The sequence below is a fragment of the Pseudomonas sp. LG1E9 genome, from assembly GCF_003290225.1.
GTDB lineage: Bacteria > Pseudomonadota > Gammaproteobacteria > Pseudomonadales > Pseudomonadaceae > Aquipseudomonas > Aquipseudomonas cyclaminis.
The window spans coordinates 3,663,279-3,679,064 of sequence record NZ_CP029983.1 but is presented as its reverse complement, the minus strand read 5'-3'; the positions used below and the strand labels follow the sequence as shown (position 1 = coordinate 3,679,064).

13 protein-coding genes and 1 pseudogene are annotated in these 15,786 nt (G+C 56.7%); 7 read left to right on the top strand and 7 right to left on the bottom strand.

The annotated features are described in order from the left end of the window. Window positions 1-316: 316 nt before the first annotated feature. Entirely contained in the window at window positions 317-1,129 is an 813-nt protein-coding gene (locus tag DNK50_RS16825; RefSeq protein WP_099582970.1) for a M949_RS01915 family surface polysaccharide biosynthesis protein, read from the top strand. 108 nt (window positions 1,130-1,237) lie between these two features. Continuing rightward, on the top strand, window positions 1,238-2,152 hold the full coding sequence (xerC, locus tag DNK50_RS16820) for a tyrosine recombinase XerC (RefSeq protein ID WP_112195257.1): 915 nt from the start codon (window positions 1,238-1,240) through the stop codon (window positions 2,150-2,152). Between the two features lie 162 nt (window positions 2,153-2,314). Here xerC and DNK50_RS16815 read toward each other — a convergent pair whose 3' ends face one another. Both DNK50_RS16815 and DNK50_RS16810 read right to left on the bottom strand, forming a co-directional pair. Next, entirely contained in the window at window positions 2,315-3,172 is an 858-nt protein-coding gene (locus DNK50_RS16815) for an SDR family oxidoreductase (protein WP_112195255.1), read from the bottom strand. Between the two features lie 119 nt (window positions 3,173-3,291). Then, window positions 3,292-4,500 (bottom strand): multidrug effflux MFS transporter, encoded by a 1,209-nt coding sequence (locus DNK50_RS16810; RefSeq protein WP_099582965.1) that lies wholly within the window; start codon window positions 4,498-4,500, stop codon window positions 3,292-3,294. Window positions 4,501-4,646: 146 nt separating this feature from the next. Between DNK50_RS16810 and DNK50_RS29555 the strand changes: the two are divergent. Together DNK50_RS29555 and DNK50_RS29550 are read left to right on the top strand one after the other, a co-directional pair. Further along, window positions 4,647-5,354 (top strand): annotated as a pseudogene (locus tag DNK50_RS29555) (MCP four helix bundle domain-containing protein); the annotation flags it as partial. A 42-nt stretch (window positions 5,355-5,396) separates the two neighbouring features. Further along, window positions 5,397-6,260 (top strand): methyl-accepting chemotaxis protein, encoded by an 864-nt coding sequence (locus DNK50_RS29550; protein ID WP_371926549.1) that lies wholly within the window; start codon window positions 5,397-5,399, stop codon window positions 6,258-6,260. Between the two features lie 92 nt (window positions 6,261-6,352). Here DNK50_RS29550 and DNK50_RS16800 read toward each other — a convergent pair whose 3' ends face one another. The 4 genes from DNK50_RS16800 to DNK50_RS16785 all read right to left on the bottom strand — a co-directional run bounded on the left by DNK50_RS16800 (window position 6,353) and on the right by DNK50_RS16785 (window position 9,812). Continuing rightward, window positions 6,353-6,697 (bottom strand): DUF4019 domain-containing protein, encoded by a 345-nt coding sequence (locus DNK50_RS16800; RefSeq protein ID WP_256595283.1) that lies wholly within the window; start codon window positions 6,695-6,697, stop codon window positions 6,353-6,355. Between the two features lie 171 nt (window positions 6,698-6,868). Then, window positions 6,869-7,477: a dTMP kinase gene (locus tag DNK50_RS16795; RefSeq protein ID WP_112195253.1), complete on the bottom strand. Its 609-nt coding sequence runs from the start codon at window positions 7,475-7,477 to the stop codon at window positions 6,869-6,871. 39 nt (window positions 7,478-7,516) lie between these two features. Then, the gene (locus tag DNK50_RS16790) at window positions 7,517-8,839 is read right to left on the bottom strand and encodes an LLM class flavin-dependent oxidoreductase (RefSeq protein WP_112195251.1); all 1,323 of its coding nucleotides are present in this window, start codon (window positions 8,837-8,839) and stop codon (window positions 7,517-7,519) included. 16 nt (window positions 8,840-8,855) lie between these two features. After that, window positions 8,856-9,812, bottom strand: a complete 957-nt coding sequence (locus tag DNK50_RS16785; protein ID WP_112195249.1) for an ABC transporter substrate-binding protein — start codon at window positions 9,810-9,812, stop codon at window positions 8,856-8,858. Between the two features lie 326 nt (window positions 9,813-10,138). Between DNK50_RS16785 and DNK50_RS16780 the strand changes: the two genes are divergently transcribed. From DNK50_RS16780 to DNK50_RS16770, 3 genes are all read left to right on the top strand, one after another. Next, window positions 10,139-12,421, top strand: coding sequence for an AAA family ATPase (locus DNK50_RS16780; RefSeq protein WP_112195247.1), 2,283 nt, complete (start codon window positions 10,139-10,141; stop codon window positions 12,419-12,421). Then, window positions 12,408-13,217: an HNH endonuclease gene (locus DNK50_RS16775; protein ID WP_112195245.1), complete on the top strand. Its 810-nt coding sequence runs from the start codon at window positions 12,408-12,410 to the stop codon at window positions 13,215-13,217. The genes DNK50_RS16780 and DNK50_RS16775 overlap by 14 nt, the downstream gene beginning before the upstream one ends. A gap of 151 nt (window positions 13,218-13,368) precedes the next feature. Then, window positions 13,369-14,238 carry an oxaloacetate decarboxylase gene (locus DNK50_RS16770; RefSeq protein ID WP_099582933.1) on the top strand — a complete coding sequence of 290 codons (870 nt, stop codon included), beginning with the start codon at window positions 13,369-13,371 and terminating at the stop codon, window positions 14,236-14,238. A gap of 74 nt (window positions 14,239-14,312) precedes the next feature. Here the strand turns inward: DNK50_RS16770 and DNK50_RS29380 are convergent, their stop codons facing one another. Further along, window positions 14,313-15,668, bottom strand: a complete 1,356-nt coding sequence (locus tag DNK50_RS29380) for a PAS domain-containing methyl-accepting chemotaxis protein (RefSeq protein ID WP_112195243.1) — start codon at window positions 15,666-15,668, stop codon at window positions 14,313-14,315. Window positions 15,669-15,786: the final 118 nt, after the last annotated feature.

The following is a 15,786-nucleotide window of genomic DNA, read 5'->3' as shown; positions in this document are numbered from 1 at the left end:
AGGCGGCGCTAAAGATGAAGCATAATCAACAGGTTAGTCGCTAAAGCGCGGATTGCCATGAAGTGCTGTGTTTAAGATTAAGCGTAAAAATGTGGAACAGATATGAAAGGCAGATGAAAAACTCGTTTATTTGACAGGCAGACAGCTAGGGTTCAGCTAGTCAACTAAGGTGGGCTGGGGCGATATCGGAACTGTCTGTAAGGCGTTTGGTTCCGGTGTGACACGCCCATCCCGGCTTGGCGTTTTATTCAACAATCTTCTCTGCAATACCCGCCAAGTGCCGGTAAAGTAAGCGCTCTCTTGCCAGGGTGATCGGATGAATAGCGTGCAGCTTTTACGCGGCCAGTTGCGGCCGGTATTGATGGGGTTGTTGATGAGCGTGGCGTGTGTCGCGACCGTACGCGCCGATGAAGGCGTAGCGCTGACCAGCATCGATCAGGTGCCGGATGGCGTGGAAGTGCGTGGCAAGCAGATCGCCGCCTATACTTGGGACGACCGCCAGGGCAAGAACCTGCTGGTGCTGGCTGAACAGGTCAGCGAGCGGGATGACGACGGCACCCAGTCGGCCTTTGTGTATGCCGCCCAGTACCTGATTGACGGCAACCGCCCCAAGCGCGTGTGGATGCTCTACGACGATGTACAGCATTGTGAGTTCGACGCCTCCCTGCGCTTCGATCAGGGCGCAACCAAGGTCACCGACCTGGCCGGCGATGGCATCACCCAGGCCACTGTGGGCTATTCGCGCACCTGCACCAGCGACGTCAGCCCCAATGAGTTCAAGCTGATCATGCACGTGGGCAAGTCGCAGAAGTATCGTTTGCGCGGTGTCGACCGCTACGGCGCCGCGTGGTGGGATGAAGAGGCCGGGGCACTGCGCGGTATGCCGCTGCCCAAGGATTGCAGCATCGCCGGGCAACAGGCGCTGGTCAGCCAGTACAAGGAGCAGGGCACCGAATTGCCATTGCCGGGTTGCTATGGCGATGAGAAGGATTTCGCCAAGGCGCCCGAGGCGTATCTCACGTTCATGCGCCAGCATTGGTTCGCACTGATGCAGAAGCAGGACGCCGAGTGGAGCCAGGCCCAGACCCAGCCCCAGGAACCCACCGAGGATGAAGAAACCGCCCCGTGATTTGGTAAGAGGGGCCGCCCTGCGCTAGACTCGGCCCTCGCCAATTCACTAAATACCTCGATTAAACAATGGCTTGTTCGAGGTATTTAATCCAAAGGCTGATCTATTTTGTCTGAGTCTATCCGCAACCCGCTGACCCTCTACCTCACCCGTTTGGCACCTTCCAGCCAACTGACCATGCGCTATGTGCTGCAGGACGCTGCCGACCGCCTGGGCTTCGAGGACATCAACCTTGAAGACATCGACTGGCACCTGCTGCAACCTGAACATGTCATCGCCCTGGTGGCGGCCTTGCGCGAAGACGGCTACGCGCCGAATACCTCATCGTTGTACGTCAACGCGGTGCGCGGGGTGATGAATGAAGCCTGGCGCATGAGCCTGATCAGCCAGGAACATTTGTTGAAAATGCGCACGGTCAAACCCGCGCCCGGTACACGGCTGGGCCAAGGCCGCAACCTGCGGCGCACGCTGATCCGCGAAATGATGGAAGTCTGCGCCGCTGACCCTCGACCACAGGGGCTGCGTGATGCGGCGGTGATCGGCATTCTCTACGGCTCTGGGATGCGCAAGTCGGAATCGGTCAACCTTGACCTGTCACAGATCAATTTCGACGAACGCAGTTTGCGGGTAATCGGCAAAGGCAACAAAGAACTGATCAAGTACGCGCCGGACTGGGCTTTTGCCAAGCTGCAGGCGTGGTTGGCGTTTCGGCGCGAGCAACTGAAAGAGGGTGAGCAGGACGACAGTTTCCTGTTCAATCGCATCCGTCGGGGCAGCCATATCACTCGGGAACGCATCACCAAACATGCGATTTACTACATTGCCCGCCAACGCGGGGAGCAGGTGGGGGTCAAGATCATGCCCCACGATTTTCGCCGTTCGTTCATCACGCGGGTGATCGAGGAACATGACCTGTCGATTGCGCAGAAACTGGCGCATCACACCAATATCCAGACCACCGCCAGCTACGACGTGCGTGACGACAACGAACGCCGTCGAGCCGTAGACCGGTTCGACCTGTAGTGAGCGGGCTTGCACCGCGCCGGGCCGCGAAGCGGCCCCAAAACCTACCGACGCGGTTCCACTGAACAATCTCGGCAGCTTTAGTGGGGCTGCTTCGCAGCCCGGCGCGCAAGCCCGCTCACCACAGCAAGCTCTCCCTCACCACAAGGATCATGTTCGGCCTTAGAGGATCGGTTTGCCCCCAGTCACCGCATAGCGTGAACCGGAGATGTAGCTGGCTTCATCCGAAGCAAGCAGCACATATATCGGCGCCACTTCCACCGGTTGGCCCGGACGGCCCAGCGGGGTTTCCTCGCCGAAGTGCTTCACATCGTCATCGGTCATGGTCGCCACGATCAACGGCGTCCAGATTGGCCCTGGCGCGACGCTGTTGACACGAATGCCTTTGCTGCCCAGAAGCTGAGCCAGGCCACCCGTGAAGTTGGCAATCGCGCCCTTGGTGGCGGCGTAGGCCAGCAGCGTCGGTTTGGGCATGTCGGAGTTGACCGAGCTGGTATTGATGATCGAACTGCCAGCCTTCATATGGGGCAGGGCGGCCTTGCAGATGCGAAACATCGCCGTGATGTTGATATCGAAGGTCTTCACCCATTCCTCGTCCTCGATCTCTTCGAGGGTTTCGTGGGTCATCTGGAACGCGGCGTTATTGACCAGCACATCGATGCGGCCGAACTGTTTGACGGTGTTGTCGACCACTGCCTGGCACTGGGTTTTCTGCGCAAGGTCGCCGGGCAGCAACAGGCACTGTCGACCGGCTTCTTCCACCCAGCGGGCCGTTTCCTTGGCGTCTTCGTGTTCATCCAGATAGGCGATGGCGACATCGGCACCTTCGCGGGCAAACGCAATGGCAACTGCGCGACCGATGCCGCTGTCGGCCCCCGTAATCAGCGCGATCTTGTTGGCCAGTCGGCCGGAGCCTTTATAGCTTTGCTCGCCACAGTCGGGGTACGGGTCCATTTTCTTCTGAGCGCCGGGGACCGATTGGGCTTGGGGGGCGAAGGGCGGACGTGGATAGTCAGTCATTTCAATCTCCATAGGTTCCTAAGGGTGCTATGGAGTTAGTAATTCCGTGGCCGGCGATAGTTGTGCCGGATCCCGCCCAAGCCCGACGAATGGTTTGCGCCGAGCCCTGCCGCAGGCCATCAGGGGGAGGGTGGGGCGCTCGCCAGGTGGGCGGGCAAACGGCGCAATGTCCAGATAACCGTGAGCATCGCCGCGACCGCGCAGAGCGCAATGCCGATGATCATTGGCGCCGGCGTGTGGTCGGCAAAGACGCCGACCAGTGTCATGGACACAGCGCCCGTGATCATCTGAATCGCGCCCAGCAAGGCAGAGGCCGAACCCGCCACCGCGCCGTGATCTTCCAGCGCCAGAACGCCGGCCGCCGGCAACAGCAAGCCAAGGAAGCCGAAGCCGATAAACAACAGGGTCATCATCAGGGCCAGGCTATCCACCCACAACGTGGTGAGCGCCAGCAGGAGCATGACCGCCGCCACCGCGGTGACCGACCCGCGAATCAACGGCACCAGGCCGAAGCGGGCACTCAGGCGCGCGGTCAGTTGGCTCATGGCGAAAAATGACGCTGCATTCAGGGCAAAACACAGGCTGAATTGCGTGGGCGTCAGGCCGAAATACTCGATGTACACAAAGGGTGCGCTGCCGATAAACACAAAGAAGGTAGCCAACCCGAAGCCGCTGACCACCGACAAACCGATAAACACCGGATCGCGCAGCAGTGTCCCGTAACTGCTGAAGGCGTTGCCCAGGGTCTTGCCCAGGCGACGCTCGGGCGGGTGGGTTTCGGGCAATTGCACCGCCGTCATGACCATGCATAACAAGGACACCACCGCCAGCACGGCAAACACTTCGCGCCAACTCCAGAGCGCAATCACCACGCTGCCGGCCAGCGGCGCGAGGATTGGCGAGACACTCATCACCAGCATCAGCAACGACATGAGGCGCGCTGCTTCATGACCGGTGTACAGGTCGCGCACGATGGCCCGTGGGATCACCATGCCGGCGCAGGCACCAAACGCTTGCAGCGCCCGAAAACCAATCAGCACTTCGATGGTCGGCGCCAGGGCGCAACCGATACTGCCAATGGCAAAAATCAGCAGGCCGGCATATATCGGTGGTTTACGGCCGAAGACATCGCTGATCGGCCCGTAAAACAGTTGGCACACACCTACAATCACGAAGAACACAGTGAGGCTCATCTGCACGGCGGCGGGCGAAGCGTGCAGGCTGGCACCCAGGGTTGGCAACGCGGGCAGGTAGATGTCGATGGCGAACGGGCCGACGGCGGTGATCAGGCCCAGCAGCAGGGCCAAATGGGCAATACTTCGAGACATGGGCAGTTCCGGGCGGAGCAAGGGACGGCCAGCTTAAGGGATCCGTGCAGATCCGCAAACTTAGGCTTCACTAACCAGCAACTGTTGCCGATAACGTTCATAGCGGTTGGGCTCCCAACCGGCGGTCCAGGTATGGGGATACCCGCATGACGATCAAATTACGCTTGATGCTGTTGATAGCGACCGGAATGCTCACTGCCCTGGTCATGAGCCTGGCCAGTTACCTGGGCAACGCGCGCATGGGCGAGGCGGTGCAGGCCAACGAAGTGAGCATGACGGTGCTGCGCAACCATATGGAAGCCGACATGATGCACGACGCCCTGCGCGCCGACGTGCTGTCGGCCATGCTGGTGGGCTTGGGGAAAAGCACCAGCACCAAGGCCGAGGTCACCAGTTCGCTCAAGGAGCATGCCGAGCACTTTCGCCAGGTGCTGGGCGACAACCTCAAGCTGCCGTTGGATGAAGCCCTCAAAGCCAGCCTGGGAAAAATCAAACCCAGCCTGGATACCTACGTCAGTGCCGGTGAGCGCATCGTCGCGCTGGCCTTGGAAAATCCCGAAGCCGCTCGCGCAGAACTGGACAGTTTCAACACCGCGTTCAGCCACTTGGAAGACCAAATGGCGGCCCTGAGTGAACTGATCGAAACCGAGACCCAGCAGACCGGCGAGGGCACGCGTCAAACCATCAGCACTGCCAACTTCACCCTGGGCACGGTGTTGATTGCCAGCCTGTTGCTGTTGTTGGCTCAAGGCCGCTGGGTCATCCTGAGCATCATGGGGCCGCTGCAAACGGCTAGTCGCATCGCGGCGAGTATCGCCAGGGGCAACTTGAGCGAACCGATTGTCGAACCCAAGCGCAAGGATGAAGCCGGCACGCTGATTCTGAGCCTCGCCACTATGCAGCGAGACTTGCGCGGCATGATCGAAGTGGTGCGCAGCAACGCCCACGGCGTCAATGGCATGAGCGAACAATTGAGCCACGGCTGCCATGAAGTCGCCGGCAGCAGCCAGCAACAAAGCGCGGCCGCCAGCACCATGGCGGCAGCAGCCAGTGAAATGACGGCGAGCATCGAAGAAATCACCCGCCACGCCGGCCGCGCCCTGGACATGGCCAACCAGGCTGAAGCCTTGGCCAAGGATGGTGGCCGAGTCATCCACCAGGTGGTCAAGGACATGGATGGCATTGCCCGTTCGGCGCAGCAATCGGCCCAAGTGATCCGTACGCTGGACAAGGAGTCCGAGGCGATTTTCAGCATTATCCAAGTCATCAAAGGCATCGCCGACCAGACCAACCTGTTGGCCCTCAACGCCGCGATTGAAGCGGCGCGTGCAGGTGAACAAGGCCGGGGGTTTGCCGTGGTCGCCGATGAAGTGCGCAGCCTGGCGGGCCGCACCAGTGCCTCGACCCAGGAAATTGCCAGCATGGTCGCACGTATCCAGCAAAACACCCGGGAGGCGGTGACCAGCATGGAGGAGGGCGTCACACAAGTGGACAAAGGCATGGCAGTGACGGCGGAAGTCGAACGGGCAATCCGCGAGATTCTGCAGGCCACGTTGAACACTACAGAGTTGGTGAATGACATTTCGCGCACTATTGGCGAGCAGAGCCTGGCCAGTAATGAAATCTCGCATCAGGTGGAAATGATCGCCGGCATGTCGGAAAACAACAGCCGCGTGATTGGGCAAACGGCGTCGACCACGGATGAACTGTCCAGTCTGGCGGGTAAATTGTCGCAATCGGTAGACCGTTTTCAGCTTTGACGTGGGCAGGGCCGAAACGCCGTTTATATAACTCAACTAAATAGATATTTAGTTGAGTTATATCATTATTGAATAATTGAGGCGGCGTCCGGCTAGGGGGCTTTCTTGGCGGCCTCACCGAAAACAACGCGCATATTGACGAAATAACCGACGATTCCCCAGTGCTTGTCGTCGTCACGCACGATCACTTTCTCTTGGACAGTAGCCGTGGCAAACGTCGAGGCGAACTCGATCACTGCGTAATTTCCGGCGGGTGCGTCCGGCATCTGATCGATAAAGCCGATGGCGTTGCTGTTGCGGCGTGCCGGGATCGTTTGCAGTGACCTTGGGCGTATTGTTGTTGAAGCTGATATCGCAGCCACTGAGCAAGCGATGCGAGCGAGAACACCAAGACTGCAAGCAGCTTCATGCAAAATCTCCAAGGCACTGATCGACATCCGTTACGACAAGTAAAGATGACACTTGAAGGAGTGCCATCAGACCGGTGAAAAAGGCTGGCGTGGTGCGTGAATTCTTCAGCCCTACGCCTGGCAGTCAGACACATATAGTTACGCATAATGTATATTATGTTAAATTATGTTTCTATATTGCGTGCTCCACTGATTGACTCACACCACGCTCTGAATCTCAGCCACCACCTGCATCGTTGCCTCTTCGATCGTTCCTTCATTACGGCACAACACCCAGCCATGTTCGGCAGCCGCCTGCTCATACGCCTGGGTGCTGGCAACATGTTCTTCCAGCGCATGCATGACCGTACTGCTTAACCCGCGTCGTCGTGCTGCCGCTCGCGCCCATGAGATCTCAGGCGCGGTGACGACACCGACGTGCAGGTCTGGCACTCGCACGTTGCGATCAAGGTTCAACTGAAGAATCTCTGCGAACGGCACGGTCCGGCGGAACGCTGCGTCCGATGGGTACCAACGATCAATCAATATGATGCTGTCCCGTGGCTGTTTGGGCAGCACGTGCTGAGTGATCCACGCCCGACTCTCAGCAAAACGCTCGCAAACCCTCAATTCCAATTCCCGACTTGGATGTCTGACGAGTTCGTTGACGAGGGCCATCGTTTGCGCTCGATGTGGGTCACTTTTGCTTTCGCAGAGCCGGATCACCTTCAGGTTGTCTGCCCTCAGTACGGTCGTGACGGCCTCCAAAAGCGTAGTTTTGCCAACGCCCTTGGGCCCATCCAGGGTAATAAACAGCTGAGAACTCATTCTTCATACATCAGTTGAAAACCGATGCGCACTCTAGCATCACTCGCGCACGAACCTCGGAATCGCAAGGCCCAGGCTTTCGCGCAACGTCGTGCCTTCATACGCCGTGCGATACACACCTCGCGCCTGTAACAAAGGGATCACTTCCTGGGTAAACCGCGTGAACTGCTGCGGATGCCCTATATAGATGTTGAACCCATCCACAGCCCGTGCTTCGAACCATTCGGCCATTTTCCGTGCGACGGTTTCAGCCGATCCCACAAAAGCGCCCGGACGCAACTGCCGGCCAAACTCCACGGTCTGACGCAACGTGAAGCCTTTTTCCCGTGCATGGTCTGCAATGCGTTTGGCGGCAGTAAAGAAGCTGCTGCGTGCCGCTTCCAGACTTTGCTGTGGAAACGGCGCATCGAGTTCGTACTGGCTGAAATCATGCCAGCCGAAATTGCGCCCAAACTCCTTCAGTGCGAGCTCAAAGCTATGGTCGGTCTGATGATAGTGCTGCTCGATTTCCCGCGCGTGTGTATCGGTGTCGCCGACATAAATCTCGGCGCCCGGCATCACCAGCAATTGCTCCGGGTCGCGCCCCTGTTGCACCGCCCTGCCCTTTATATCCTGATAGAAAGCCTGGCCCTGCTCGATACTCGCAGCATGGGTGAAGATCACATCCGCCGTCGCAGCACCCAGCTCGCGGCCCTGCTGCGAATCACCGGCCTGGAAGATCACCGGTTGGCCTTGCGCTGAACGTTGGATATTCAACGGGCCGACCACCGAAAAGTGTTCGCCCTGGTGGTTCAGGCTATGCAGTTTGCTGGGATCCAAAAACTGCCCGGTCGCCCGGTCGCGCACGAATGCATCCTCCTCGTAGGAGTTCCACAACCCCTGCACCACCTGGACGTGTTCGGCTGCGCGGCCGTAGCGTGTGTCATAGTCGTAATGTTCATCCCGGCTGTAATTGCCCGCAGTGCCGGCATCGCCGCTGGTCACCACGTTCCAACCTGCACGACCTTTGCTGATCAGGTCCAGTGAAGCCAGGCGCCGCGCCACGTTGTACGGCGAGTTGTAAGACGTGGTCAGCGTGCCGACGAGGCCGATATGGCGGGTGCTCACGGCGAGCGCCGATAACAGGGTCAGCGGTTCCAGGCGATTCAGGTAATGGGACGGCGAGCCCGGCGTGATGAACTGGCTGTCGACGATGAATATCAGGTCGAACAGCGCCGCTTCGGCCTGACGCGCGATGTCGATGTACCAGTCGATGTTGACACTGGCATCCGCTGGCAGCTGCGGGTCAAGCCACAAGTTGTGGCGACCCGGCCCGCCGCTGCCCATGGTCAGGGCGCCCAGTTTGAGTTGTCGTTTGGTCATTGCAGAGGCTTCCTGTTCACGGCTGTTTATTGGCAACGGCAGGCTGCAAGGACGCCGCGAACGAGTCATCGAACAGGCTGGCGGCCGAGTAAGACTTGACCAAGCCCTGGCCGGTAAAAAAGTCCACGGTCTTTTGCGCCTCAACGGAAGATTGGGCGGTCACGGGCTCTACGGTGGTGCGCGCACGGGCAAACCAGGTTCGGGCGATATCCGCGTCCGCTCGGGTACGTTTGGCCCACGCATCGGCGTAAGCATCGGTGTTGGCCGGCGCTTGGCGAGCCCAGTCACGGGCCTTTTTCAGGCGCTGCAGAAAATCGTTGATGGGCGCCCGTTTGGCGTCCACGGCACTAGCGCTGGCGGCAATGAAACTTTGTGCTGGAATCAAGCCTTCAGCCGTGGCGAGCACCCGCGCACCTTGGCGTTCCTGTTGCGTCACGTAAGGTTCCCAGGTCGCGATGACGTCAACCGAGCCGCCTTCCAGCGCATGGGAGGCGTCCAGCGCGCTGAGGTAGCGCAGCTCCAGCGAGTCGCGGGCCACGCCGGCTTTATCCAGCGCTGTCAGCAGCAGTTGCTGGCTCCGAGAGCCTTTCCAGATCGCCGCACGCTTGCCCTTGAGATCGGCAAGGCTCTTGATGGGCGAATCCTTGCTGACCAGGATGGCCACGCCGTCGAGGCTTTGCCGGCTGACCGCAATCACTTTGATCGGCGCGCCCAATGCGCCCAGAAACAGCACCGGCGCATCCCCCAGCAGGCCTATATCCAGGCTGCCGACGTTGAGCGCCTCAGCAACCGGCGACCCGGCGGTAAATTGCTTCCATTCCAGGGTATAGGGCAAATCATCAAGCACCCCCGCCGCTTCCATCACGGCCTGGGCGTTGTAGCTTTGGTCACCGACCACCAGCGTTTGCGCCGTCGCGGTCAGGCTCAGCAAGGCGGCGGCCAACCCGGCCGCCAGTGTTGTCAGGTAACGCACGTTCGTCTCCAGATGCCTGTTTTTAGAGCTGGCAACGATGAGGGCGCATACAAGCGGTGTAAAATATCGTTAATGCATAACCTAATTCGATAATAATGCAATCTATGTATGTATTCGGCGATTTATGGCACAGCGTACTCGCCAGTTAGCGGTGTTTGACTACCAGCAAAAGCTGCCTTGGCCTCGGCATTTCTTGCGTTGCGCATGGGAAATCTGATACCAATGTGCCATCTCCATCCTCTACCCTAGCGGTCTGCTGCCCTGTTATCTGAATCGATAATTTGGCGGCAAAACAAACATCGCACTCGGATTTTCGGACCCCCATAATGTATTACGATACGCGCGAATTAAGATCAGCTAGCCTGCTGAAAAAAGTTAGAAAAACACTTAACCATCAAGCACTGCCCGAAAAGGATTTCCTATATTCCTGCGTATCGGTTGTTTCATATTTAATTCGTTCTGGAAACCAAATCTCTCAAGAGCCAACCGACAACATCCGTCAAATACGACTATTGCGGGAGAGCGGGAAAGATTTTGGGTTATCAGTGCCCGGCGAACTATTAACATTAACCCATCATGCCCTGCGCAAACCACTGCAGGACTGTAGCACGTTAGAAATGATCGACTTGGTCAACTATATTATTGATGCTCTTATCGGTCTGATTACGGGTATCGATTATCGTCACTGCAAAATTGTTTCCGGCTTTGCTGGAATAATATTTGACCGAGCTCGATACGACGTCATTGATGTATCACCAAACATCGCTGACCTGACAATGGGGGTACGCAGTCAGGGCATCAAGTACTCTTTCTTGATGTCAGGTCAAATTCAGCCAGAGCAAAAGAACCTGATCCGCCTGAAATTGGATTGCAACTCTATTAATACTCGCTTTGCTGAGCGCTTCGATGAGTTTCCGGCGCCAAGCCATCCTCAAGCTTTCCTGATTGATGCGGTTTCCCAGGCACCGGGACTATCCAATCCAGATAAACTAATCAACCGAATGACATCGGAAGAAATATATACACAAATCCCTGGGCGCTCCAAGCGTCCGGATTTCTATATCATGACACGTACTTCCAAAGGGGCGAACGCCAAGTCATTCAGGCATTCATGGAATCCAAATAATGAAAATATTGAGGCAGTTGTCGCATTTGATAGCTACCATCAGGGCGGCATCAGAAAACATCTTTTTATTATTGTCAACAATACTGACCGCTTAAATGATCGGACACTTTATATCAATCTGAGCGACAACCCTGCAATAGGGTCTCTTGATGCGATTGAACGGTCGATATTAGCCGGCTCGATCTATCTCTCTTGGCGTTTTAATGAACCGGTCCTCACTGGAACACCTAGAAAAGTGGCGAGCATACTTAATAGCCAATTCAGAAATGGCTATCGAGACGTCAATGGATTATGCAACGCTATCAGCCGCGCAGCTACCGGCAGCCGGTATCTATTCAACGTTAACCGTCACGTAAATTTCGCAGGATTAACATCCCTCAGCGAAGACCACAACAGCGCTGAATTGCATTCAATATTGGATAAAAATACTTCGACATGCCTGTATATCATCGGTAACAACGGCGCAGGAAAAAGCCAACTCCTAGGGCGTTTGGCCACGGAGTTTATTCAACGGAGAAAACCTGCAGCCGGGATAACGTTGTCCCAATCCAATCGTTTCCCAAAGGCCCAGAGCGAGGAATATTTCACGTCTTTCTGTCTGGCTCAAAAAACACGCCAACAGCACATCGATACCGTGCCCGGCCTATTTTCTCGCATCTGTTGTAACCCCATAAAACTGGAGACATTGCTGGCATGCCTCAAGCGCCTGGATTTTACCCAAGACGTGTACCTGGGTGCGAAACCCCATTCGAAAAAACGCGCGATGGTGGATGTTGAGTCGCTGGTGGCGATGGGGCCGGATGCAACCGAAAACGAGGAAGCCCTGCGCGAGATTCATCAGGATTCCTCTACCCTTGTGCTCGTCAAGAAAAATGACCTGAACAGCTACGTGTTTTACTCTGACCTGAGCTCCGGAGAGCAGAACATCATCACGCTGCTAACACTGTGCATTGACAATGCAAACGCGGGCACCACCCTATTGTTGGACGAACCTGAAATCAGTTTGCATGTGAGTTGGCAATTGGAGTTGCCACACATCCTTAGCCTTATTTCCGAAAAACTGCACGTTTCAATTGTGACCGCGACGCACTCACCTCTGCTGATTTCCAATGCTCCGTTGCTGAACACACATTGTTTCCGGTTTGAGATCGGGAAGTTAAATTATATCGCGCCCGAAAAACGCCGCTCTGTGGAAACCTCACTGGTTTCGATTTTTAACACTTATAGTCCATTAAACAAGGAAGTCTACGAGCGTTGCGCGCGCCTGGTTGGGCATACTATCAATAAACGAAATAGCGAAGCCGGGGTCAGCACAAGTGAACTGGATGACAGCCTGGAGCAATTGAAATCCCTTGCCGAGCTTGTCACAAATTCATCAGTCGACCACCAGGGCGCGCGGTACGAAAGCGACGTTGAATTGATCAATAAAGCTCGACTTGCGATCATCGCGATGCGCCAGGAGGTGGCTGATGTCCCGATTTAAGACAATGTCCAACGCAGACATCATCTCCATGTGTGAGAAGTACAACGATGAGTGTTTCGATAAGAAAGAAAGCTTGGCAGACGTTCAGGCTTACATAGCTTCTATGGTGCAAGAGGCTGCTAAAGAGCATGCGCATCGGCAATCGGGAGCGGGCATTAAAACTACCAAATTATGGCAGGATTTTTATGCTTATGTTTCTCCCACCAATTCAAAAGTGACGGGTAAAGCAATACGCAAACACATTCGTAAACGGATAGAAGAAGAGCAAAGATATCAGTGCTGCTACTGCCGACGCCCCCTAATGAACAATGCGCACGCCAAGCCCATCGAACATATATTACCCCACAGCGTTTTCGTACAGCACACGTTCGATATTCGAAACTTAAGTATTGCTTGCGTTGATTGTAATTCCAAAAAAACCGACAACGTTTGGATGTCTAATCAGGCACGTTACCGGCAGACCCGCCACTACCCGCCCGCCACCGCGTTTTCCGACATGTATCACCCGCGTTTTCATCGTTACGATGAGCATGTAACGTTTTTCAGGGTCCAGTCCAACACCCATTGCATTTCCATCTATACCGGTTTGACGGAGCAGGGTAAGAACCTTTGCAAAAACCTGCTCACTCATATTTCAAAACTTGAAATATTCGTCAGCGCCAATTCCGATTTAAAGGAACACATTGAAATGATCCAAGGACAGGATATGCATCCAGGTGGCGCGGCCGAGGCTGCTATCAACGCATTCAAAAAGGCCTTTCAAGAAGCGACCGAGGTCATTCTCGACGAGATTTAAGATCCCATCACAGGCCCCCCAGCACATGACCTATGTGAATCACGCATACCCCATTCTCAAACGTCATAATCCCCGGCCCGCCTGCATGGTAATCTCGCGCGACCACGAATAGACATAAGTCGTCATATGACGATCAGAGCCAGGAAAGAACATGCCCAAAAAATCTCACTCAGCGCTGCGCCGTAACTTCCGCGAATTGCTTGCCAAACCGAGCTGCGTTGAAACCGCTTCCGTATTCGACCCCATGTCCGCGCGCATCGCGGCAGACCTGGGGTTTGAAGTGGGTATCCTGGGAGGGTCAGTCGCGTCGTTGCAGGTATTGGCGGCGCCCGATTTTGCGTTGATTACCTTGAGTGAGTTCGTTGAGCAGGCCACGCGCATCGGGCGTGTGGCCCAACTGCCGTTTATTGCAGATGCCGACCACGGCTACGGCAACGCCCTCAACGTGATGCGCACCGTCGAAGAACTAGAGCGCGCCGGCGTGGCCGCATTGACGATTGAAGACACCTTGCTGCCGGCGCAATTCGGGCGTAAATCCACTGACCTGATTTCCATCGAGGAAGGCATCGGCAAAGTCCGCGCCGCCCTGGAAGCCCGTGTCGACCCTGAGCTGTCGATCATTGCCCGGACCAATGCGGGTGTATTGCCCACCGAAGCGGTGATCGAACGCACCCTGGCCTATCAAAAAGCCGGTGCGGATGGGATCTGCATGGTGGGTGTGAGCGACTTCGAACACCTGGAAAAGATCGCAGAAAAGCTCACCGTCCCCTTGATGCTGGTGACTTACGGCAATCCCAAGCTCAACGACGCCCAGCGTCTGGCTAGCCTGGGCGTGCGCGTGGTGGTTGCCGGGCATGGCGCCTATTTCGCGGCGATCAAAGCCACTTACGACAGCTTGCGTGCCCAACGCCAGTTAACCCACAGCACCTCCAACCTCAGCGCGACCGAACTGACGCACACCTACACGCTGCCCGAAAGCTACGTGGCGTGGGCTGAAGAGTTCATGGACGTCAAAGAGTAGGTAGCAGTCCCAACGCGGGCTGTGCGACGATTCGACAAGCCCGCTCACCACAAAAGCTGATCTGCTCCCCGCTATCAGCCAACCCAACCTACGGCAGCCTTGGGAATCACCTCCGACTCATCCAGCTTCGACGCAAACATACTCACCGCCTGCACCGCATCGCTGGTGCTGGTGCGAATCTGCAAGATCACCGAACCTGCCTGGTCCGCCAGTTGAACGCCACGTTGCGCGCCTTCTTGGGTGGCATTCATGCTGGTCACCGCGTCGCGGGTTTCGGAGAGGATCATGCCGATCATCTCGGCGATTTCCGCCGTGGAGCGGCTGGTTCGGCCAGCCAGTTGCCGGACTTCGTCGGCCACTACCGCGAAGCCCCGGCCTTGGTCGCCGGCCCGTGCGGCTTCGATGGCGGCGTTGAGTGCCAGCAGGTTGGTCTGGTCGGCAATGCCACGAATAGTGTTGACGATCGCGGTGATTTGCTCGGAACGATCGCCCAGTTGCCCGACCAAACGCGCCGATGAGCCGATGTTTTCAGCAATCCGGCGCATCTCCATGGCAGTTTCCTGAATGACCTGGGTGCCGTGCTCGGCAAACCGTTCGGTCTCGGACGAGATGTGGTAAGCCCGCGAGGCGCCACGGGAGTCTTCTTCGAACTTCTCCACGCGTTCGGTGATGTCACTCGCGAACTTGACGATCTTGAGCAGCTTGCCGTCGCCGTCGTAGACCGGGTTGTAACTCGCTTCCAGCCACACGACGCGGCCATGTTTGCCGAGGCGTTTGAATTGCCCGGTGAAGAATTCGCCGTTGTTCAAGCGGCGCCAGAAGTCGGCGTACTCGTGGCTGTTGATCAAGGTGGGTTCGCAAAACAGGCGGTGATGTTTGCCTTTGAGCTCAGCCAGCGAATACCCCATGACGTTCTGGAAATTGGCGTTGGCGTCCAGTACCTGGCCGTTCAAGTCGAATTCGATGACAGCCATTGCCCGGTCCAGCGCCGCCAGTTTGCTGCGGGTAGCCGCTTCCTGTTCGACGCTGGCGGTGATGTCCAGCGCGTACTTGACCACTTTCAATACCCGGCCACCCTCATCCAGGACCGGGTTGTAGCTGGCCTCAAGCCAAATGGTCTTGCCTTGGGCGTCCACCCGCCTGAACTTGCCCGACACAAACTTGCCGGCCTTGAGGTCCGCCCAGAACTGGCCGTAGGCCGGGCTGCTGGTGAGCGTCGGCAAGCAAAAATCACGATGGGATTTACCGGCCAGCTGCTCGCGGCTGTAACCCAGCGTCCGCAAAAAGTTGTCGTTAGCGCTTAACACCTTGCCATTGAGGTCAAATTCGACCACGGCCATGGAGCGTTCGAGTGCTGCAATCAGTCCCTTGTATTCGGTGACTTCGGCCGTCCTGGCTGCCAGTTCTGTTTTAAGCGTTGTATTGAACATGACGTGAACCTCAACCGTGTGCAGAAGCTATCTCTAACTCGCTATCGGCGGCTGAATACGCGACTTTACGCGGCGTTGATATTTATTTTCTGGCGTCAAAAAGCTGCTCCCGCGGGTT

Excerpts from the sequence above, each read along its gene's own strand:
- DNK50_RS16810 (WP_099582965.1), bottom strand. The coding sequence starts at position 4,500 with ATGTCTCGAAGTATTGCCCATTTGGCCCTGCTGCTGGGCCTGATCACC.
- DNK50_RS16800 (WP_256595283.1), bottom strand. The coding sequence starts at position 6,697 with ATGTCGATCAGTGCCTTGGAGATTTTGCATGAAGCTGCTTGCAGTCTT.
- DNK50_RS16790 (WP_112195251.1), bottom strand. The coding sequence starts at position 8,839 with ATGACCAAACGACAACTCAAACTGGGCGCCCTGACCATGGGCAGCGGC.
- DNK50_RS29380 (WP_112195243.1), bottom strand. The coding sequence starts at position 15,668 with ATGTTCAATACAACGCTTAAAACAGAACTGGCAGCCAGGACGGCCGAA.
- DNK50_RS16775 (WP_112195245.1), top strand. The coding sequence starts at position 12,408 with ATGTCCCGATTTAAGACAATGTCCAACGCAGACATCATCTCCATGTGT.
- DNK50_RS16825 (WP_099582970.1), top strand. The coding sequence starts at position 317 with ATGAATAGCGTGCAGCTTTTACGCGGCCAGTTGCGGCCGGTATTGATG.
- DNK50_RS16780 (WP_112195247.1), top strand. The coding sequence starts at position 10,139 with ATGTATTACGATACGCGCGAATTAAGATCAGCTAGCCTGCTGAAAAAA.
- DNK50_RS16795 (WP_112195253.1), bottom strand. The coding sequence starts at position 7,477 with ATGAGTTCTCAGCTGTTTATTACCCTGGATGGGCCCAAGGGCGTTGGC.
- DNK50_RS16770 (WP_099582933.1), top strand. The coding sequence starts at position 13,369 with ATGCCCAAAAAATCTCACTCAGCGCTGCGCCGTAACTTCCGCGAATTG.
- DNK50_RS29550 (WP_371926549.1), top strand. The coding sequence starts at position 5,397 with ATGCAGCGAGACTTGCGCGGCATGATCGAAGTGGTGCGCAGCAACGCC.
- DNK50_RS16815 (WP_112195255.1), bottom strand. The coding sequence starts at position 3,172 with ATGACTGACTATCCACGTCCGCCCTTCGCCCCCCAAGCCCAATCGGTC.